Origin of the sequence: Candidatus Nitrotoga sp. 1052, from assembly GCF_927312905.1 — a bacterium.
Classification (GTDB): domain Bacteria; phylum Pseudomonadota; class Gammaproteobacteria; order Burkholderiales; family Gallionellaceae; genus Nitrotoga.
In genome coordinates this window covers 1-19,901 of record NZ_CAKMHQ010000061.1, presented here as the reverse complement: position 1 = coordinate 19,901, position 19,901 = coordinate 1, and the positions used below count along the sequence as shown (strand labels likewise).

The window sequence follows — 19,901 nt, the reverse complement described above, 5'->3', positions numbered from 1 at the left end:
GATTGTTGCATCAAACAGTTTTATTGCACGAGGCCATTGAGGCATTGCAGATTAAACCGGATGGTGTCTATGTAGACGGCACGTTCGGGCGCGGTGGACACAGTCAGCTGATACTGCAAAAGTTGGGCGCGATGGGTCGTTTGATTGCGTTGGATAAGGATCCTGCGGCAGTAGCTGCGGGGCAGGCGATTACTGATCCACGTTTTGTCATGGTGCACAGCGGATTCGCGCGCTTGACCGAGTTGTTGGGCAAACTGGCGGTTGAAAAAGTGGACGGGGTATTGCTCGATTTGGGGGTGTCTTCGCCGCAACTGGATGATGAGCAACGCGGCTTCAGCTTCCGTTTCGACGCGCCGCTGGACATGCGTATGGACACCAGCAGCGGACAAACCGCAGCGGAATGGCTGGCCACCGTAGATGAAAGTTTGCTTGGAGAGGTGATACGTGACTATGGCGAGGAACGGTTTGCTACACAGATTGCAAGAGCGCTTGTTGCTGCACGCCAAGAGAAACCTATTACCACTACGCGTCAGCTCAGCGAAATTGTTGCTCAGGCCGTGCGTACACGTGAGCCCGGGAAAAATCCGGCGACACGTACCTTTCAAGCTATACGGATTTATCTCAACCAAGAACTCGAAGAAATTGCGCGGATTCTCCCGCAATGTGTGGATTGCCTAAGGCCAGGGGGACGTATCGTGGTCATCAGTTTCCATTCGCTGGAAGACCGCATGGTAAAGCATTTTCTGCGCGACATGGCGCAGGGCGATAAGTTGCCGCGAAATTTGCCGATTCGCGCTGCAGATATACCAAAAGGTAGGCTGCGTCTGATTGGCAAAGCAATTCACGCCACCTCGCAGGAGGTGGCAACGAACCCTCGGGCGCGCAGTGCGGTGATGCGCGTAGCTGAACGTGCAGGAGAGGCGCATGACTAAGGTGCATCTATTGCTCTTACTTATGGTGATCGTTTGCGCGCTGAGTGTTGTGACCTCACAAAACAAAGCGCGCAAATTGTTTGCGGAATTACAAAAGGAAAAGGACCGCGCGCAGCAGATGGAAGTGGAATGGGGACAATTACAGCTTGAGCAGAGTACCTGGGCGATGCCAGCGCGGGTGGAGAAAATCGCTGTCGACAAGCTGCAAATGCAGCTACCGAAAGGCCGACAGATCCAATTTATCCGTGCTGAAGAGCTGAATGCAGCTTTAACACAACCATGAATTATTCCAGCAATATACAGGCCGCAAAGCTTGCAACATTACCGCCGTGGCGTTCTCGACTGTTATTTGTGCTGTTGCTATTTGGCATGGGTGCATTGATCGTACGCGCAGTGTATTTGCAAAGCATCCACAATAATTTCCTGCAACAGAAAGGGAATGCACGTTCCAGCCGTGTCATAGACATTAGCGCGCACCGCGGCATGATTTCCGACCGCAATGGGGAACCGCTCGCCATCAGTACGCCAGTGGAATCCATTTGGGTTAGCCCGCAGGATGTGGAAGCGACACCACAACAAGTGAATCAGTTAGCGCGAATCATGGGCATGGATATAAAGGAAGTGAAGAGTCGTTTATTCGACACTACACGTGATTTTGTTTATCTCCAGCGCCAATTACCACCCGAACAAGCGGAAAAAATCGTAAAACTGGGCATGCCCGGTGTTTCGCTACGACGTGAGTATCGCCGCTATTACCCAGGCGGGGGGATAACGGCGCACCTGCTCGGTTTCACTGACGTGGACGACAACGGTCAGGAAGGACTGGAGCTGGCATTACAGAATCAGCTCGGTGGCAAAGCGGGTAGCCAACGCGTAATCAAGGATCGCAAGGGCCATATTGTCGAAGACGTCGCCAGCATTCGCACGCCCAAGCCGGGCAGCAACCTGGTGCTGAGTATAGACAGCAAAATTCAATATTTGGCGTACCGAGAAATAAAGCTGGCGGTCGAACAACATAACGCCAAAGCCGGCTCCGTTGTAGTGCTGGATGCTCATAGCGGCGAAGTATTGGCGCTGGCCAATTGGCCAAGTTACAACCCTAATAATCGCGTCAAGCCCAACCTTCAGGTGCTACGCAACCATGCTGTAACTGACTTATTCGAACCGGGCTCCACGCTCAAGCCGTTCACCGTGGCAGCGGCGCTGGAGACGGGTAACGTGACGCCACAAACCATTATCAATACCGAGAATGGAGTAATGCTAGTCGGTGGACACAAGATTCATGACACCCATCCCGAAGAAGCACTCACAGTGGCACAAGTGATTCAGAAATCCAGTAATGTAGGCGCGGCTAAAATTGCGCTATCGTTGCCGCCAGAAGCAATCTGGCAAAGCCTGAACGAAAGCGGTTTTGGTACGCAGGCCGGCAGTGGCTTCCCCGGTGAGGCGGCAGGTAAATTACGCGATTACAAGAAGTGGCGGCCCATTGAGCAGGCCACCCTTTCCTATGGCCACGGCATTTCCGTCAGCCTGTTGCAACTGGCACGCGCTTATACAATATTTGCAAACAATGGAGAATTGAAGCCAGTGTCATGGCTTAAGCTGGATGCACCTGTGAGCGGCAAGAGAGTCTATTCGGATGCCACTGCGCGCGAAATACTCGCTATGCTGGAACTGGCGACTCTGCCAGGTGGCACCGCGCCGTTGGCACAGATCAATGGCTACCGCGTAGCGGGCAAGACTGGTACTGCGCACAAACTAGATGGTGGGCGCTACATCAATCGTTATATTTCTTCTTTTGTCGGATTGGCACCCGCGTCCAGCCCACGACTGATCGTGGCAGTGATGATCAACGAGCCGAACAACGGTCAGTATTACGGCGGGTTGGTCGCAGCACCCGTATTTAGTAATGTAATGGGCGCAGCGCTGCGCCTGCTCAACGTGCCTAACGATACACGGCTCGGAAATGTATTAATGCCGCCATCTGTCGATATCGTGAAGGAGGAAGTGTGAGCTTCCATTCCGACCTCATTGCCTCCCTCGGTGTAACGGTCACACGGCTAGAGACGGATAGCCGCGCGGTTGCGCCAGGCGATACATTCATCGCGTACCCCGGCAGCAACGCAGATGGACGTCAATTCATTAAGCAAGCTCTCGCAAATGGCGCCAATGCAGTGATCTGGGAAGCGCACGGCTTTAGCTGGAACGAAGCATGGCGGCTCCCCAATTTGGCAGTCGCCGATCTGCGCCATCATGCCGGAGAGATTGCTGACCACGTCTATGGCAGCCCCTCACAAAAAATGTGGGTAGTCGGTATCACCGGCACCAACGGTAAGACATCATGCTGCCACTGGATTGCGCAATCATTTTGCGCGCTGGGCAAAAAAACCGCGCTGATCGGGACCTTGGGCAACGGCTTCCACCCTGCTTTGCAGCCCACCCTGAACACCACACCCGATGCCATCCGCCTGCATGAATTGTTAGCCGATTATCTGGCGCAGGGCGCGCAGGCTGTGGCTATGGAAGTGTCCTCTCATGCTTTGGAACAGGGGCGCGTGAATGGGGTGCAATTCGATGTAGCGTTGCTTACCAACCTCAGCCGAGACCATCTCGATTATCACGGCGACATGCATAGCTATGCGGCGGCCAAGCGCCGCTTATTCGATTGGCAACAGCTTAAATACGTTGTACTCAACCTGGATGATGCATTTGGTGCCGAGATTGCCGAGCAACTGCAGGACAAAGGAGTGGAAGTGGTGGGCTATGGTCTAAACGATGCCGCCTTGGCCCTGGCCGAGCGCCTCGGTTTACGCATGGTTTACGGTGGCGCATTACGCATGGATGCGCATGGGTTCAGCCTGCAAATACATTCCAGCTGGGGCGGTGGTGAGCTGCATAGCACACTGATCGGACGCTTTAATGTTGCCAATCTGTTGGGCGTTATGGCGGTGTTGCTGGTGAGCGGAGTGACGTTAAGCAATGCGCTGCACGAATTGTCCCGTATCAGTGCGGTGCCCGGACGCATGCAGACTTTTGGTGATGGCGGCGATCGCCCCACTGTGGTGGTGGATTATGCACATACCCCGGATGCACTGGAAAAAGTGTTGCAGGCCGTACGTGAAGTGGTCGGTCGTGAACTAGTTGGGACTTCCGGCGGCAAACTGATTTGTGTGTTCGGTTGTGGCGGCGACCGCGACCGCGGCAAACGCCCGATGATGGGGGCTATCGCGGCCAAATTGGCAGACGTCTCTATTATTACCAGCGACAACCCGCGCAGTGAAGCGCCGCTCGACATTATCGCAGCCATTGTATCCGGCATTACATCTGGAACAAGGAAAACGAACGGCACATACCAAATCATCGAAGATCGCGCCTCGGCCATCGCACAAGCAGTACTCAGCGCGCATGCGACGGATATCGTATTGATTGCCGGTAAAGGGCACGAGTCATACCAGGAAATCAGGGGTGTGAAATATCCGTTCAGCGACGCCGAGGTCGCACAGCGCGCGTTGTTGGCTTGGCGCGATGAGGGGCGGGCATGATGCTGCTATCGCAGGCCGCGCAGGTGTTGGGCTGCGAGCTTGTCGGCCACGATGTGTTGTTTACCTCCGTGTCCAGCGATAGTCGAACGATTAATGCAGGCGATCTATTTGTAGCGTTGCAGGGGGAAAATTACGACGGCGCCGCATTTGTTGACAGTGCTACTCAAAGCGGCGCAGTCGCTGCCTTGGTAAAAACCACAAGTTATCGGGGCGTTGAGTCACCGTGTCCATTGCTGCTGGTTGAAGATACGCGCCTGGCATTAGGTCGTCTGGCAGCTCATTGGCGTGCGCAGTTCAACATTCCCGTGATAGCAGTGACCGGCAGCAATGGCAAGACCACGGTGAAGGAAATGTTGGCAAGCATATTGCGCGCGGCAACGGGTGATGATGGCGCAGTGTTAGCAACACTTGGAAATCTCAACAATGACATTGGTGTGCCACTTACCTTGCTTAAGCTGAGGGCCGTGCATCGCTATGCGGTAATCGAGATGGGTATGAACCATACGGGAGAAATTGAATACCTGACCCGGCTGGCACGGCCGGATGTCGCTATCGTCAACAACGCGGGCAGCGCGCACTTGGCCGGACTAGGTTCGGTGGACGCAGTGGCACGCGCTAAAGGAGAAGTTTTCACAGGGTTGTCGCCTCAAGGCACTGCGGTCATTAATGCCGATGACGCTTATGCACCACTATGGCGCGAGTTGGCAGACGGCCATTCGATTATTGAATTCGGTCTGGGAAAAAATGTGGTGGTACATGCGCAATGGCAGGTAAAGGGCTATGGCGTACAAATCGAAGTGAGCATGCCGCAGGGTAGCTTCAGTGCACAGTTGCAAGTACCGGGAGAGCATAACGTCCGCAACGCGCTGGCCGCTACTGCTGCAGCGTTGGCCGTGCACGTACCCTTGCCAGCGATTGTAGCAGGGCTGGAAAATTTTTCAGGCGTGGTCGCTCGTTTGCAGCGTAAAGCTGCGCTGCATGGTGCGACGCTGATAGATGACAGTTACAACGCCAATCCGGCCTCACTGCACGCCGCGCTCGAGGTATTGGCGCAGAGCGCCGGTAAAAAGATCCTGGTACTAGGCGACATGGGAGAACTAGGGGAGGACGCCGCACGCCTGCATGGCGAAATTGGCGCAGAAGCCCGCCGTTTGGGAGTGAACCAGCTATTGGCACTGGGCAAATTGACACTTCATGCGGTACATGAGTTCGGCTCAGGCGCTCGCCACTTTGATCGTATTGAGGATTTATTAGTTGAGCTGGACAAGAATTTGGATGCTGATAGCACGATATTAGTGAAGGGCTCGCGCTTCATGCGTATGGAGCGGGTAGTGCAGCACTGCACTGGAACAAATAAGGTAAGAGAGGAAAGAAACCAAGAAGAGTCCATGCACAAGCTTCACAAGATTTCCAATCCTCTTAATCGACCGGCCGAAAGAAACAAAAATGTTACTTAAATTCGCGCAATGGTTATCGCAATATATCAGTGCATTCAGCGTATTCAATTACATCACACTGCGCGCCGTGCTGGCAGCGATGACTGCGTTGTCCATTTCCTTCCTGGTCGGGCCGATGATGATACGCAAGCTGACCGCCTATAAAATAGGCCAAGCGGTACGGGATGACGGTCCGCAGACACATCTGATAAAAGCTGGCACGCCGACAATGGGTGGCGCGTTAATTCTCACCTCGATAGCCATCACCACGTTATTGTGGGCCGATCTAAGCAATAAATATGTATGGGTGGTTTTGCTCACCACATTGAGTTTCGGCGCTATCGGCTGGGTCGATGACTATCGCAAAGTGGTACATCACAACCCCAAGGGGTTATCTGCCAAAGCCAAGATATTCTGGCAATCCATCATTGCGGTGATCGTGGCGGCGTACCTGTGGCAGCACGCCAGCCTGCCTGCGCATACCGAACTTATCGTGCCTTTCTTCAAGCATCTGGTATTTCCGCTAGCAGCATTCACTTTCATTCTGCTGGCCTACCTGGTTATCGTTGGCACCAGTAACGCAGTAAATTTGACCGATGGTCTGGACGGCTTGGCAATCATGCCCACGGTGATGATCAGCAGTGCGCTGGCGATCTTCGCTTATGTTGCGGGCCATGCAGTATTCGCCAAGTATCTTGGCATGCCACATGTTCCTGGCGCGAGCGAATTGGCGGTGTTCTGCGGCGCAATTGCGGGCGCGGGGTTAGCTTTCTTGTGGTTTAACGCTTATCCGGCAGAAGTGTTCATGGGGGACGTAGGTGCGCTGGCGCTGGGCGCTGCACTTGGCACGGTAGCGGTGATCGTGCGCCAGGAAATCGTCCTACTTATCATGGGCGGAGTGTTCGTACTGGAAACGCTGTCAGTGGTCATCCAGGTGGCTTCTTTCAAGCTTACTGGCAAGCGTATCTTTCGCATGGCGCCGCTCCATCATCATTATGAATTGAAAGGCTGGAAAGAAAATCAAGTGGTTGTTCGGTTTTGGATTATTTCGATGATGTTGGTATTAATCGGATTGACAACGCTGAAATTACGATGATGAATTTGACAAACAAATCGGTCCTGGTGCTTGGTCTTGGCGAGACCGGGCTGTCGCTTGTGCGTTGGCTTAGTGCGCAGAGTGCGCGGGTGCGCGCTGCCGACAGTCGTGATCTTCCTCCATCTATGGATGAATTGCGCACGCAGTTTCCCGAGACGGAATTGCACTGCGGTGTGTTTCGCAGCGAATTGCTCAATGATATCGACTTGATCGCCATCAGTCCCGGCATACCATTGAATAACCAATTCGTAGTGCAGGCGGCGGCACGTGGCATTCCAATAATGGGAGATATTGAATTATTTGCGCGATCATTGCCGCAAGACCGGCGGCCGAAAATTATTGCCATCACCGGTGCCAATGGTAAGTCCACGGTAACCAACATGGTCGGTGCGATGTGCCGTGCAGCAGGTTTGGACACGGAAGTGGCTGGCAACATTTCACCTGCAGTGCTGGATGTGCTATTACAGCGCCAAGGACAGCATCCGGATGTTTGGGTGCTTGAACTTTCCAGCTTTCAGTTGGAAACCACATCCTCACTCAGTGCGGATGCAGCAACGGTACTCAACATCAGCGAAGACCATCTCGATCGTTATTCCGACATAAACGAATATATAGCCGCCAAGGCGCGCATCTTCCGTAACAATGGACAGAGAAGCGTGCAAGTGCTCAATCGCGATGATGAATTCAGTGCTGGCATGGCGTTATCTGGACGCATACTCAATACATTTGGATTGAATACCCCGCCTCCCACCAATAGTGACTGGGGCATAGATAGCAGCGGCGAGGATGTATGGCTAATGCATGGCCAGCGGCGTGTGATGAATGCCAATGAGCTGCGGGTGGCGGGGCTACATAATGTGGCCAATGCATTGGCTGCCCTTGCCTTGTGCCATGCTGTGGGTTTACCGCTGACACCGTTACGGAATGCGCTACGCGCTTTCGAGGGTTTGCCGCATCGCGTGCAGCCAATCGCGGAAATCAACGACATCATTTATTACGACGACTCCAAAGGGACTAATGTCGGCGCTACCATAGCGGCGCTACAGGGTTTAAGACGGCCTGCCGTGTTGATTGCGGGCGGAGAGGGCAAAGGACAGGATTTTGCGCCGCTCTATCCGATAGTAATGCAGTATGCGCGCGCTGTAGTGCTCATCGGACGCGATGCTGACAAGATTGCAGCGGTGCTGCAGAATTGCGGCGTGCCTGTGGTTCATGCACAAAATATGGTCGATGCAGTACGTCAGAGTGCCTCTCTGGCACAGCCGGGTGACGCAGTGCTGTTATCGCCAGCCTGCGCCAGCTTTGATATGTTCCGTAATTACAGCCATCGTGCTGAAGTATTTAACGCTGCGGTGCATGCTTTACAAGGGGATGTGGCATGTTCGCCGCAAGCCTGACCAGCCGCCACCATGCATTGGTGGAGTACGACGAGATTCTGTCGTGGATAACCATCGCGTTGCTGGCGTTCGGACTGGTAATGGTATATTCGGCTTCTATCGCCACTGCCGAAGCAAGCAAGTCCACTGGCTTTCAGCCTGCGTATTATTTGGTACGGCATGGCCTGTATATTTTAGTAGGTATCGTGGCTGGTGTAATGACGTTCCAAGTATCGCTAGAGAACTGGCAGAGGCTAGCACCCTACCTGTTTCTGTTTGGCGTGGCACTACTCATTCTAGTGCTTATCCCCGGCATCGGGCGCGAAGTGAATGGCAGCCGCCGCTGGCTTTCACTGTTCGTCATTAATCTCCAACCATCTGAACTCATAAAATTATTTGCCGTGCTGTATGCAGCTGATTACACAGTGCGTAAAGGTTTGCTCAAAGATCACTGGGGCCAAGCATTTCTGCCAATGTTTGCGGTGATGGCGCTGGTCGGAGGCTTGTTATTGCTAGAGCCGGATATGGGTTCTTTCGTGGTGATTTGTATTGTCGCGATGTGTATTCTGTTTCTTGGCGGATTTAATATCAAGGTGTTCGCCGGATTGGTGATTGCCCTGCCTATCGCATTTGCATCTCTTATTTTCTCATCGCCCTATCGCATGCAGCGCGTAGTCGGCTTCATGGATCCATGGTCTGACCCTTATGGCAAGGGATACCAGTTAAGTCATGCGCTGATCGCATTTGGTCGCGGCGAGTGGCTCGGCGTGGGACTTGGCGGGAGTTTGCAAAAATTATTCTACTTGCCCGAAGCACATACAGATTTTCTACTCGCGGTAATTGCTGAAGAGCTTGGCTTCGTTGGTGTATGCATGGTTATCCTGTTATTTGCCGGGTTGATCATTCGCGCCTTCGCCATCGGCCGTCAAGCCGCCAATCTCGATCGCCAATTTGCCGCGCTGGTGGCACAAGGTATTGCCGTGTGGCTGGGCGTGCAAGCGATGATAAATATTGGCGTAAACACGGGAGTATTGCCCACCAAGGGGTTAACTCTGCCCTTTCTTAGTTTTGGCGGCAGCAGCGTGGTAGTGAGTTGTATTGCGGCAGCACTGCTACTCCGCATCGATTGGGAAAACAGACGCATATTGAGAGGTCTGCCAATATGATGCGTAAGATCCTGGTCATGGCAGGTGGAACGGGTGGCCACATCTTCCCAGCTTTGGCTGTGGCTGACTACCTGCGCTCGAAAGGCTGGCGCATCATTTGGCTGGGCGCGCCCAGAAGCATGGAAGCAGAGTTGGTGCCCCAACATGGCTATGAAATGGCTAATGTGCGGTTCTCCGGTCTGCGCGGAAAGGGACTGTTGCGCAAATTGATGCTGCCACTAAATCTGCTGCTGGCACTGGGGCAGAGCGGTGCTGCATTGTTGCGTCATCGTCCCGACGTGGTGCTGGGGATGGGAGGTTACATCACCATCCCTGGCGGAATCATGGCTGCATTGATGCGCCGTCCATTGTTGATTCACGAACAAAATTCCATTGCCGGACTGAGCAACAAAGTTCTGGCGCGATTGGCCGCAAGAGTGCTGAGCGGTTTTCCGCACGTACTGCCAGCAGCTGAATGGTGCGGCAATCCAGTACGCGACAGTATCACCATGCTTCCCGAGCCGCATATCCGCTACGCCGCACGAAGCGGAGTGCTTAACCTATTAGTGCTGGGTGGCAGTTTGGGTGCGAAGGCAATCAACGAATGCGTGCCGATGGCATTGGCATTATTGCCACAGGCTACGCGCCACAATGTGTTACATCAAACTGGCAAGCAGCATTTGGAGGCAGTGCGCACCGCCTACCAGCAGGCGGCAGTAAAAGCCGAGTCTCAGCCATTTCTGGATGATATGGCGCAGCACTATGCCTGGGCGGACATAGTGATTTGTCGCGCTGGAGCCTTGACTATCGCCGAACTGGCAGCAGCTGGCGTGGCCAGCATACTGGTGCCATTTCCGTTCGCGGTGGATGATCACCAGACTGGTAATGCGCGCTTTCTCAGCGAGCGCGGCGCGGCCGCCCTGCTATCGCAGACCGAATTGAAACCGCAGCCCTTGGCCAATTTATTACAGGGAATCACTAGAGAACGCGCTCTGAGCATGGCGCAAAGCGCGCGCAAACTGGCCAAACCGGAAGCAACACGGTGTGTTGCACAAGTATGCATGGAGTTGGCTGGATGAAACATAAAGTTAAACACATCCACTTTGTTGGCATAGGTGGCTCCGGCATGAGCGGAATAGCTGAAGTATTGCTCAATTTAGGCTATCAGGTGAGTGGTTCTGACATAGCTGACAATGCGATCACACAGCGTATGAAACAACTCGGCGCGACGGTGTATTTGGGACATGACGGTAGTCATTCGGCGAATGCCAATGCAGTAGTAGTGTCTTCCGCAGTGAATTCAGACAACCCGGAAATAGTAGCCGCGCGCACGCGCAATATTCCAGTGGTGCCGCGCGCAATGATGCTGGCAGAACTGATGCGTTTACGCCAGGGAATCGCCGTGGCCGGCACACATGGCAAGACAACCACCACCAGCCTGATCGCAAGCGTGTTAGCCAAAGGTGGTTTTGATCCGACCTTTGTCATTGGCGGGAAGCTTAACAGTAGCGGCACCAACGCCAAGCTGGGAACTGGCGAATTTATCGTAGTGGAAGCCGATGAATCGGATGCTTCGTTTTTGTACCTGCAACCCATCTTGGCTGTGATTACCAACATAGATGCCGATCACATGGAAACATACGAGCATGATTTCTCGAAGCTGAAGCAGGCATTCGTGGATTTCGTCGAACACTTGCCATTCTATGGCATGGTCATGGTGTGCGCGGATGATGCCAACATACGCGACATTCTGCCCAGTATTAGCAAGCCAGTTACCACTTACGGTTTTGCCGAAGACGCGCAAATCCGTGCGGTGAATGTACGCCATCAAGATGGCAAGATGCGATTTACCGCACTATGCCGACAAAACGGACAGCCGCGCGACCTGGATATCATACTCAATCTGCCCGGACAGCATAACGTACAGAATGCGCTGGCAGCAATCGCCGTGGGGCTGGAAGTCGGAGTAGCAGATGATGCCATCGTTAGCGCGCTGGGTGAATTCGAGGGCGTTGGTCGACGTTTTCAGCGCTATGGCGAGATTCCACTGGCGGATAGCGGCACCTTTACCCTGATCGATGATTACGGCCATCATCCCATCGAAATACTGGCGACAATAAATGCTGTGCGCGGGGCATTTCCGGGGCGGCGTTTAGTGCTGGCGTTTCAGCCCCATCGCTACACGCGTACGCGTGACTTATTTGAAGATTTCGTCAAGGTGTTAAGCGGGGTGGATGTGCTACTGCTGGCCGAAGTATATGCCGCAGGCGAGGCGCCCATCGTAGCAGCAGACGGGCGCGCACTGACTCACGCGTTACGTGTAGCCGGGCAAAGCAAGGTGCTATTCGTGGAACAAATTCAAGGTATGCCGCAGGCCATTCTGAACATGGCACAAGCTGGTGATGTGATCGTAACCATGGGAGCGGGTTCAATCGGTGGTGTAGCGAGCATGCTAAAAAATATAGCCACAAATATTGGCGCATCTCCAAAATGAACATGATCGAACCAGCCCATTTTATTACCGAAAAGTTGCGCGGAACGCTACGCAGCAATGTCCCTATGTGCCAGCACACCAGTTGGCGTGCTGGTGGCTATGCTGAGAGAGTCTATCAACCCACTGATCTGGCCGACTTGATTGTTTTCCTGCGAACCTTGCCAGCAGATGAGCCGGTAGTCGCGGTGGGATTGGGAAGCAACCTGTTGGTGCGTGATGGCGGTCTACGCGGCACGGTGCTGCTATTACATGCGGCGCTCACCGAAATGCGTATCGAAGCGGATGGATCGATCTATGTGCAGGCTGGTGTATCCGGTGCCAAGCTGGCCCGCTTCGCTGCGAAGCATAATCTGAAGGGTGCGGAATTCTTCGCCGGAATACCCGGCACACTGGGCGGAATGTTGGCAATGAACGCTGGCTGCTACGGTAGCGAAACTTGGAATGTGGTAGCAAATGCGCAGACGATAATGCGTAGCGGGAAACTATTGGAACGTGAGCCGGATGATTATGAGATTGGATATCGGCATGTTGCGTTGCGAAAGAAGGGTATATATCTTGAGCACGACGACGCCCGCATCCCTAATTCCTTGCCTTTTCACCAAGAGGAATTTTTCGTGGGCGCGAGACTGCGCTTGCCAGCTGGTGACGGCGAAGTCGCCCGCCGCGAGATTAAGGCGCTGCTATCCAAGCGTATTGCCTCCCAGCCCTTAAACCTGCCGAATGCCGGCTCGGTGTTCCGCAATCCGCCGAATGATTATGCGGCACGTCTGATCGAGCAGTGCGGGTTGAAAAACTTGCAGATCGGCGGTGCGCGAGTGTCGGAACAGCACGCCAACTTTATCGTGAATGTGGGCGGAGCCACGGCGGCAGACATTGAAAATCTGATTAGCGAGGTGCAGGCAAGCGTGCAGCACAAGACCGGTATTTGCCTGCATCCGGAAGTGCGAATCATAGGCGAGTACGCAAGAAATCATGAATAACCAATACCTTTTCCCACGCTCTCTGCCTCCTGCACAACATGGAAAAGTTGCGGTCTTATATGGCGGGCGCTCCGCCGAGCGCGAAATCTCGCTCAAGAGCGGAGCAGCAGTACTGACCGCGCTACTAAAAAGTGGGGTTGATGCCCAGCCATTTGATCCTGCCGAACAGGATTTGCATAAGCTGCTGGAGGGTGGTTTTCAACGCGCCTTCATTGCGCTGCACGGACGCTTTGGCGAGGACGGCACGATGCAAGGCGCACTTGAATTGATGAACATACCCTATACCGGTAGCGGGGTATTGGCTTCAGCGCTAGCCATGGACAAGTGGCGCAGCAAACTGGTGTGGCAGGCTGCAGGACTGCCTATTCCGGCTTATGAGATGCTCGATGCAGCCAGCGATTTGGATGCGATAGTGAAACGGCTGGGGTTGCCGCTATTCATCAAGCCAGCCAATGAAGGTTCTAGTGTGGGCATCAGTAAAGTGAAAAAGGCCAGTGAAATGCAGGCTGCATATGCAGAAGCGGCGAAACATGACAAATTGGTAATTGCGGAGGCATTCATTAGCGGGGGCGAATACACGGTTGCCATCCTTGGTGAGCAGGCACTGCCAGTAATTAAGATAGAACCAGCCAATGAATTTTACGACTATGAGGCAAAGTACTTACGCAACGATACGCGCTATCTGTGCCCCTCTGGTTTGTCGCAAGAAAAAGAAGCCGAGATGCAACGCCTGGCACTACAAGGCTTTGCACTGATAGGAGGCGCCGGCTGGGGGCGTGTGGATTTTTTGATGGATGAGGCTGGACAGCCTTATTTGCTGGAGATCAATACCGTGCCCGGCATGACCGACCACAGCTTGGTGCCAATGGCGGCACGTCAGGCCGGAATGAGTTTCGAACAACTGGTGTTAACCATACTGGAGTTGACCCATGTGGGATAAGCCGGAGTTGTTACGCATGATTTCCAGCGTGCTGTTCGGCGTTTGCTTCGTACTGGTTTTATATGGCGCATTGCACTATGCGTTGCACTTGCCAGTGTTTGCGCTTCGCGTCGTATCTTTTACTGCTGCGCCGCGTCAGGTGGTTCCTGCTCAGATTGAGGCAATGGTGCGCAATGAATTGCACGGTAATTTTTTCACTGTCGATCTGGAACGTACGCGGCGAGCTTTCGAGAGCATCCCCTGGGTGCGTAAAGTAAGTATGCGGCGCCATTTCCCATGGCGGCTGGAAATAAGCTTGGAAGAGCATGTAGCGCTGGCGCATTGGAACGACGCAGGGTTGGTGAGCACCCACGGCGAGGTGTTCTCGGCTGAGACGGACAAGCTATTGCCGAAATTCATCGGGCAGCCCGATAGCGCAGCCGAAGTGACCCAGATGTATGCCGCATTAACTGAGCAGCTTGCACCGCTTAAGCAGGAAATTACAGAAATCAGCTTGTCACCGCGCCGTTCATGGCGGTTACGCCTGAACAACGGCATGCTGCTGGAATTGGGGCGGGAGCAGTCAAAGCAGCGCTTGGCGCGCTTTGTGGCGGTGTACCCATACAGCCTGATGCCCATGCAACAAAATTACGAATTTTTTCATGCGAGAAAAGCTCCGCATCCAAATGGACTGCAACGCAGGATAGAGTATGTGGATTTGCGTTATCGCAATGGCTTCGCTGCTTACCTGTCGGGTACAGCAAACGGTCTGGGCATGGTCGCGAAAAAAACCGATATAGGGCGAAGCTAAAAATTCCATAGAGGATTTATCTCATGATGAAACACATATTTTAGTACATGCATCGTCCATACAACGCAAAAAGTTAAGGCAGTGGAGAAATTCAATGAGTAATGGCAGGGAAAACAAGAACTTGATTGTAGGGCTGGACATCGGCACTTCCAAGATTGTCACTATCGTCGCCGAGGTCAAGTCGGAAGGAACCATGGAAGTAATCGGCGTAGGAATGCACGAATCCTCCGGCATGAAGAAGGGCATGGTGGTCAATATTGATGCGACAGTGGCGGCGATTCAGCGTGCGCTGGGTGATGCCGAATTAATGGCCGACTGCAAGATTCGTGAGGTCTACACGGGCATCGCGGGCAGCCATATTAAAAGTTCCAATGCCAATGGCATGGTCAAGATTAAAGATCGGGAAGTTGCGCAGGCTGACATCGACCGAGCGGTTGAAACCGCCAGCTCGCTAAGCTTGCCTAGCGACCAGCAGATATTGCACATTTTGGAACAGGAATTCAGCATTGATGGGCAAGGGAATATCAAGAAGCCGCTGGGTATGAGCGGTATGCGCCTTGAGGTCGAGGTGCATATCGTTACTGGTGCGGTAGCGGCGGCACAGAACATCATGAAGTGCGTGCACCGCTGCGGGCTGGAGGTGCGGGAGATGATCCTGCAACCGCTGGCATCAAGCAAAGCGGTACTGTCGGACGACGAAAGAGATTTGGGCGTGTGTTTAGTGGACATCGGCGGCGGTACTACCGATGTGGCGATTTTTACTGGTGGCGCGATTCGTCATACCGCCGTAATTCCAATTGCAGGCGACCAAATTACTAATGATATCGCAATGGCTTTGCGCACCCCGACTACGGATGCGGAAGACATCAAGATCAAATATGGCTGCGCTTTGCGCCAGCTCGCTGACGACGGTCCGATCGGTGTCCCTGGAGTCGGTGAGCGAGGTATACGTATGTTGTCGCGGCAAACCTTAGCAGAGGTCATTGAGCCACGCGTGGAGGAGCTGTATATGCTGGTGCAGGCTGAGCTGCGCCGCAGCGGATTCGAAAATTTGCTGTCCTCGGGCATCGTCATCACTGGTGGCAGCAGCGCCATGCAGGGCATGGTGGAACTGGGTGAGGAAATATTCCATATGCCGGTTCGTTTAGGATTGCCGCGCTATATAGGGGGACTGTCTGATGTGGTGAAAACACCCCGTTTTTCCACAGGTGTTGGCTTGCTGCTCTATGGATTGGAGCAATACCAGCACAATCAGGCTGCGCGTCAGCGTTCGAATTCTTTCAGCGAGGTGCTGAGCAGCATGAAAGCATGGTTCAAAGGAAATTTTTAGCGGAATAATTTCTAGCTGAGCACAACGAAGCGGATTATTAAGTGTTTGAGTTTAAATTGTAAACAACAGGGAGAAAATAATGTTTGAAATCGAGAATGTACAACTTCAGGACGCGGTAATTAAGGTTATAGGCGTGGGCGGCTGCGGCGGCAATGCAGTGGACCATATGATTGAGAAAGGCGTACAGGGTGTAGAGTTCATCGTCATTAATACCGATGCCCAAGCACTCAATCGCAACAAAGCGCGCACTCAGTTACAGATAGGTGCCACTATTACCAAGGGATTAGGTGCGGGGGCAATTCCGGACGTTGGACGAGCCGCTGCCGAGGAAGATCGCGAGCGCATTGCCGATTTGATCCAAGGTGCCAATATGATATTTATCACTGCGGGAATGGGTGGCGGCACAGGCACCGGCGCGGCACCCGTAGTAGCCCAGATAGCCAAGGAAATGGACATCCTCACCGTGGCTGTAGTGACCAAACCATTTCTTCACGAAGGCAAGCGCATGCGTTTGGCACAAGCTGGCATCGAAGCACTGTGTGAGTCTGTGGACTCACTCATCATCGTGCCAAATGAAAAGCTGATGGCCGTGCTGGGCGAAGACACTAGTTTACTGGATGCATTCAGCGCCTCCAATAGCGTGTTACAGGGCGCGGTGGCGGGCATTGCAGAAGTAATTAATGTACCCGGCCTGATGAATGTGGACTTTGCCGATGTGCGTACCCTTATGTCTGAAAACGGTATGGCGATGATGGGATCGGCTACTGCTTCTGGATCTGATCGCGCTAAAGTTGCGGCAGAACGCGCCATGTCCAGCCCTTTGCTGGAGGACGTGAATTTAGCAGGCGCGCGCGGTGTACTGATAAATATCAGCTCCAGTAGCAAACTCACTCTGAGAGAATTCAGGGAAATTACCAACAGTGTGCAGTTTGCCATTGAAGAAGCCACCGTAATAGTTGGCTCTGTGTTCGATGAGAGCATGGGTGACGAACTGCGAGTGACCATTGTGGCAACTGGCTTGGGCTCGCCGCTAGAACGCAAGCAAACTAAGCCGGAACTTGTTTATGGGCAACGCACAGGCACGCATAACGAACCAATCTTCGCGGTCAATTATAAAGAGCTTGAAATGCCTGCAGTAATACGTAATGGCCGTCACCGCGAAGCAGTCGAGGCGATGAAGCAGTCCGGTGTTGACACACTGGACATTCCGTCCTTTCTGCGCAAGCAAGCAGATTAATACCGTTCTGGGAGCGCGAACATCCCATCCTTTTTAGACGTTGCAGTCAGGATACACAAAGGCAGGGTGGCGGACAGAAGATTTGCATCAATGAACGGTGCTCACCTTGCGGTAATTTCCCTGCGCAATTCAACTGCGCATGGAATTGACACGCCGCAATATGCGCGCGATTTGTTTAGAGGTTCCTGCAAAACACCGGTATAAACCGGTGCCAGAATGAACTATGTTAAAATTAAAAATTATTTATAAACTCTTAGAAGCAACATGGTTAACCAACGCACATTAAAAAATTCGGTGCAAGCTACTGGGGTAGGGCTGCATACTGGTGAGCGGGTTAATCTTACCTTGTCTCCTGCACCGGCAAACAGCGGCATCGTATTCCGCCGGGTGGATGTTGTGCCGGTGGTGGTGATCCGCGCTGAAGCGCATGCGGTACATGATACCCGCTTGTCCACCTGCCTGGAAGTAAACGGCACGCGTATAGCCACTATTGAACACCTAATGTCCGCTTTTGCCGGGCTTGGCGTGGACAATGCTTTTGTTGACTTAACTAGCGCAGAAGTGCCGATTATGGATGGGAGCGCTGGAACATTTATTTTCCTTTTGCAATCTGCAGGCATCATCGAACAATCTGCGGCAAAGAAATTCATCCGCATAAAAAAAGTCATAGAGATCAAGGATGGTGACAAATGGGTGCGCTTCGAACCATTCAACGGCTACAAACTTAACTTTACTATTAATTTTTCCCATCCTGTGTTTGCCACAACCAAGCAGCATGTGACGATAGATCTAGGGGAACATTCTTACATCAAGGAAGTAAGCCGTGCACGCACCTTCGGCTTCATGCATGACGTTGAGAATATGCGAGCTCAAGGATTGGCGCTGGGCGGTAACTTGGACAATGCCATCGTGATGGATGAATACCGCGTCATCAACCCAGATGGGCTGCGCTTTGAGGACGAGTTTGTCAAACACAAAATTCTAGATGCTATTGGCGACCTATATTTGCTCGGGCATCCGCTGATCGGCGCTTTCTCTGGTTATAAGTCCGGCCATGCTCTGAACAATGCCTTGCTACGCACCTTGCTTGCTGATGAACAAGCGTGGGAGTTTGTGACTTTCAACAAGACTGAGGAAGCGCCGGCATTCCTGCGCTTACAATTGCAGACTGCCTGATTCTTCATCAGGCAACCTCTCTCCCCAACCCATCTCCTACGAGATCGGAATAAGGATTAGGCGGAGTTAAATTCACCTAATCAACTGTAAGGGTAAACACTTTGCTCATTTTGCGTCTGCTGCTCGTCCTAGCCGCTCTTTTCATTGTCTTTTCCGGCGGAGCGTATATGATTACCCGCAATCGCCGCTATCTAAATCTAGCCTGGCAGATAGTGCGCTTCGTGATTTTCATGTTATTGATATTTGTCGTGCTGTTTTTATTGGAGCGTTATGTTTTGATAGGTTGGCGCATTTTTGTTTAGGACATATCTTTTGCATTGATTATTATCCGTCTCTGAACAACCCATAAAAATGACGTATTTATCTGTTTTAATGGGTAATCAAGTAATGTGGAATTTGCATGAATCCAGTCTGTCGAATATAAGTTTTTTGCAAAATAAAACCACGTAATTTGAGCAAATTTTCCAAGAAGACATGTTTCGGCCGAGGCCGGATCAAAAACTAAATCAGTGCCTTGACCTGCACAAACTGTGCGAGCCAGATTAACTTGGATGGGGCAGTGAAACAATTTGTGAGCCTGTTCCCGAAAAAAGGCCGACTAGACCTCCTGGTCCGATTAATGGGGGCTTGCACAATTATCTCAAGCACCTCTGCAGCCTAGCGGATGAACAAATGGTGGCCAGAAGAAGCGCCAAGCAAGTTAGCGTTACCCTACGGCAAGGCCACGAGCGCATATCGAATCAGAGTAATATTTGTTTCTGAGAGGAGAAAGTGTAGATCTAGATGAAATTAGACCGACACTCAACATGGAAGATCAGGAGTTACAAAGCTCAATGTATTGAACTTTCAGAATCTTTATCGAGATGTTGCATAAACTTTCCAGCAGCCTTAAGCACGTCGTCGAGAGGAATGATAAATGTAAGTTCAACCTCACCCATAAAAACCCGTACAGCGCACTCAGTAGCGGTTCGGCCAATGGCTAATTCTATATGCTGTGCGGGAAGCGCATTTTTAGGACCAGACCAAGATTTTACTTTTAAATCCGATTCTTTTGCCCATTTCGAAGCAAGTCCAAGAACTGGATATATAAGAGCATTCAATCCTTCTGGATTGATGATAAATTCAGTTTCAGCGCCATTAGTATCTGTTAATGCAAGACAAATTACATTATTTGCATCGGTAGGGTATGTGCGAACCGAAGCTATTGGTCTTAAAGGTTTTTCGTTTGACATTTTTTCCTACGGTCGGATTAGTCGAATTAATAGTTTAATCTTTAACATTTAGTTGAATGTCCAGAATTGAACCGCTAATAATCTATGTAAGTATTATATTGTGCCTAAGTCAGGCACGCAATGCTGGTTGTGAGAAATACTGTCAACGCTAAATAGAAATGTCCGGTTTTCCTGATTTCTTTGCTACGGTGCTGC

At 52.3% G+C, this 19,901-nt stretch carries 18 protein-coding genes; 17 read left to right on the top strand and 1 reads right to left on the bottom strand.

Annotated elements, in window-relative coordinates:
• The first annotated feature begins 2 nt into the window (after positions 1–2).
• The 17 genes from rsmH (at position 3) to MJ768_RS15190 (ending at position 18,776) form a co-directional block, all read left to right on the top strand.
• A complete protein-coding gene (gene rsmH / locus MJ768_RS12075; protein ID WP_239292129.1) occupies positions 3–932 on the top strand; it encodes a 16S rRNA (cytosine(1402)-N(4))-methyltransferase RsmH in 930 nt (309 codons plus the stop codon).
• Positions 925–1,215 carry a cell division protein FtsL gene (gene ftsL, locus MJ768_RS12070; protein ID WP_239292106.1) on the top strand — a complete coding sequence of 97 codons (291 nt, stop codon included), beginning with the start codon at positions 925–927 and terminating at the stop codon, positions 1,213–1,215. Before rsmH ends, ftsL begins: the two co-directional genes overlap by 8 nt.
• Positions 1,212–2,945, top strand: a complete 1,734-nt coding sequence (locus MJ768_RS12065) for a peptidoglycan D,D-transpeptidase FtsI family protein (protein ID WP_239292105.1) — start codon at positions 1,212–1,214, stop codon at positions 2,943–2,945. The genes ftsL and MJ768_RS12065 overlap by 4 nt, the downstream gene beginning before the upstream one ends.
• On the top strand, positions 2,942–4,474 hold the full coding sequence (locus MJ768_RS12060; RefSeq protein ID WP_239292104.1) for a UDP-N-acetylmuramoyl-L-alanyl-D-glutamate--2,6-diaminopimelate ligase: 1,533 nt from the start codon (positions 2,942–2,944) through the stop codon (positions 4,472–4,474). The genes MJ768_RS12065 and MJ768_RS12060 overlap by 4 nt, the downstream gene beginning before the upstream one ends.
• Positions 4,471–5,931: a UDP-N-acetylmuramoyl-tripeptide--D-alanyl-D-alanine ligase gene (locus MJ768_RS12055; protein WP_239292103.1), complete on the top strand. Its 1,461-nt coding sequence runs from the start codon at positions 4,471–4,473 to the stop codon at positions 5,929–5,931. Before MJ768_RS12060 ends, MJ768_RS12055 begins: the two co-directional genes overlap by 4 nt.
• Positions 5,921–7,006, top strand: coding sequence for a phospho-N-acetylmuramoyl-pentapeptide-transferase (gene mraY, locus MJ768_RS12050; protein WP_239292102.1), 1,086 nt, complete (start codon positions 5,921–5,923; stop codon positions 7,004–7,006). Before MJ768_RS12055 ends, mraY begins: the two co-directional genes overlap by 11 nt.
• Positions 7,006–8,403 carry a UDP-N-acetylmuramoyl-L-alanine--D-glutamate ligase gene (murD, locus tag MJ768_RS12045; RefSeq protein ID WP_239292128.1) on the top strand — a complete coding sequence of 466 codons (1,398 nt, stop codon included), beginning with the start codon at positions 7,006–7,008 and terminating at the stop codon, positions 8,401–8,403. Before mraY ends, murD begins: the two co-directional genes overlap by 1 nt.
• Positions 8,385–9,548: a putative lipid II flippase FtsW gene (gene ftsW / locus MJ768_RS12040; protein ID WP_239292101.1), complete on the top strand. Its 1,164-nt coding sequence runs from the start codon at positions 8,385–8,387 to the stop codon at positions 9,546–9,548. The genes murD and ftsW overlap by 19 nt, the downstream gene beginning before the upstream one ends.
• A complete protein-coding gene (gene murG, locus MJ768_RS12035) occupies positions 9,545–10,606 on the top strand; it encodes an undecaprenyldiphospho-muramoylpentapeptide beta-N-acetylglucosaminyltransferase (RefSeq protein ID WP_239292100.1) in 1,062 nt (353 codons plus the stop codon). Before ftsW ends, murG begins: the two co-directional genes overlap by 4 nt.
• On the top strand, positions 10,603–12,021 hold the full coding sequence (gene murC / locus MJ768_RS12030; RefSeq protein ID WP_239292099.1) for a UDP-N-acetylmuramate--L-alanine ligase: 1,419 nt from the start codon (positions 10,603–10,605) through the stop codon (positions 12,019–12,021). Before murG ends, murC begins: the two co-directional genes overlap by 4 nt.
• The gene (gene murB / locus MJ768_RS12025) at positions 12,018–13,001 is read left to right on the top strand and encodes a UDP-N-acetylmuramate dehydrogenase (RefSeq protein ID WP_239292098.1); all 984 of its coding nucleotides are present in this window, start codon (positions 12,018–12,020) and stop codon (positions 12,999–13,001) included. Before murC ends, murB begins: the two co-directional genes overlap by 4 nt.
• Entirely contained in the window at positions 12,994–13,941 is a 948-nt protein-coding gene (locus tag MJ768_RS12020) for a D-alanine--D-alanine ligase (protein ID WP_239292097.1), read from the top strand. Before murB ends, MJ768_RS12020 begins: the two co-directional genes overlap by 8 nt.
• A complete protein-coding gene (locus tag MJ768_RS12015) occupies positions 13,931–14,731 on the top strand; it encodes a cell division protein FtsQ/DivIB (protein ID WP_239292096.1) in 801 nt (266 codons plus the stop codon). The genes MJ768_RS12020 and MJ768_RS12015 overlap by 11 nt, the downstream gene beginning before the upstream one ends.
• 94 nt (positions 14,732–14,825) lie before the next feature.
• On the top strand, positions 14,826–16,061 hold the full coding sequence (gene ftsA / locus MJ768_RS12010; protein ID WP_239292095.1) for a cell division protein FtsA: 1,236 nt from the start codon (positions 14,826–14,828) through the stop codon (positions 16,059–16,061).
• Between the two features lie 79 nt (positions 16,062–16,140).
• Positions 16,141–17,298: a cell division protein FtsZ gene (gene ftsZ / locus MJ768_RS12005; protein WP_239292093.1), complete on the top strand. Its 1,158-nt coding sequence runs from the start codon at positions 16,141–16,143 to the stop codon at positions 17,296–17,298.
• 264 nt (positions 17,299–17,562) lie between these two features.
• Positions 17,563–18,474, top strand: coding sequence for a UDP-3-O-acyl-N-acetylglucosamine deacetylase (gene lpxC / locus MJ768_RS12000; RefSeq protein ID WP_239292091.1), 912 nt, complete (start codon positions 17,563–17,565; stop codon positions 18,472–18,474).
• A 167-nt stretch (positions 18,475–18,641) separates the two neighbouring features.
• Positions 18,642–18,776: a hypothetical protein gene (locus MJ768_RS15190; RefSeq protein ID WP_256449862.1), complete on the top strand. Its 135-nt coding sequence runs from the start codon at positions 18,642–18,644 to the stop codon at positions 18,774–18,776.
• A 528-nt stretch (positions 18,777–19,304) separates the two neighbouring features.
• On the opposite strand, the gene MJ768_RS11995 is transcribed toward MJ768_RS15190, so the two are convergent.
• Positions 19,305–19,706: a hypothetical protein gene (locus MJ768_RS11995; RefSeq protein ID WP_239292089.1), complete on the bottom strand. Its 402-nt coding sequence runs from the start codon at positions 19,704–19,706 to the stop codon at positions 19,305–19,307.
• Positions 19,707–19,901: the final 195 nt, after the last annotated feature.

Bases quoted from the DNA above. Each gene is read 5' to 3' on its own strand.
- MJ768_RS12065 (WP_239292105.1), top strand. From the start codon at position 1,212: ATGAATTATTCCAGCAATATACAGGCCGCAAAGCTTGCAACATTACCG.
- murC (WP_239292099.1), top strand. From the start codon at position 10,603: ATGAAACATAAAGTTAAACACATCCACTTTGTTGGCATAGGTGGCTCC.
- MJ768_RS15190 (WP_256449862.1), top strand. From the start codon at position 18,642: ATGATTACCCGCAATCGCCGCTATCTAAATCTAGCCTGGCAGATAGTG.
- ftsZ (WP_239292093.1), top strand. From the start codon at position 16,141: ATGTTTGAAATCGAGAATGTACAACTTCAGGACGCGGTAATTAAGGTT.
- MJ768_RS12055 (WP_239292103.1), top strand. From the start codon at position 4,471: ATGATGCTGCTATCGCAGGCCGCGCAGGTGTTGGGCTGCGAGCTTGTC.
- murG (WP_239292100.1), top strand. From the start codon at position 9,545: ATGATGCGTAAGATCCTGGTCATGGCAGGTGGAACGGGTGGCCACATC.
- MJ768_RS12020 (WP_239292097.1), top strand. From the start codon at position 12,994: ATGAATAACCAATACCTTTTCCCACGCTCTCTGCCTCCTGCACAACAT.
- MJ768_RS12015 (WP_239292096.1), top strand. From the start codon at position 13,931: ATGTGGGATAAGCCGGAGTTGTTACGCATGATTTCCAGCGTGCTGTTC.
- mraY (WP_239292102.1), top strand. From the start codon at position 5,921: ATGTTACTTAAATTCGCGCAATGGTTATCGCAATATATCAGTGCATTC.
- MJ768_RS11995 (WP_239292089.1), bottom strand. From the start codon at position 19,706: ATGTCAAACGAAAAACCTTTAAGACCAATAGCTTCGGTTCGCACATAC.
- ftsL (WP_239292106.1), top strand. From the start codon at position 925: ATGACTAAGGTGCATCTATTGCTCTTACTTATGGTGATCGTTTGCGCG.
- murB (WP_239292098.1), top strand. From the start codon at position 12,018: ATGAACATGATCGAACCAGCCCATTTTATTACCGAAAAGTTGCGCGGA.
- lpxC (WP_239292091.1), top strand. From the start codon at position 17,563: ATGGTTAACCAACGCACATTAAAAAATTCGGTGCAAGCTACTGGGGTA.
- ftsA (WP_239292095.1), top strand. From the start codon at position 14,826: ATGAGTAATGGCAGGGAAAACAAGAACTTGATTGTAGGGCTGGACATC.
- ftsW (WP_239292101.1), top strand. From the start codon at position 8,385: ATGTTCGCCGCAAGCCTGACCAGCCGCCACCATGCATTGGTGGAGTAC.
- murD (WP_239292128.1), top strand. From the start codon at position 7,006: ATGAATTTGACAAACAAATCGGTCCTGGTGCTTGGTCTTGGCGAGACC.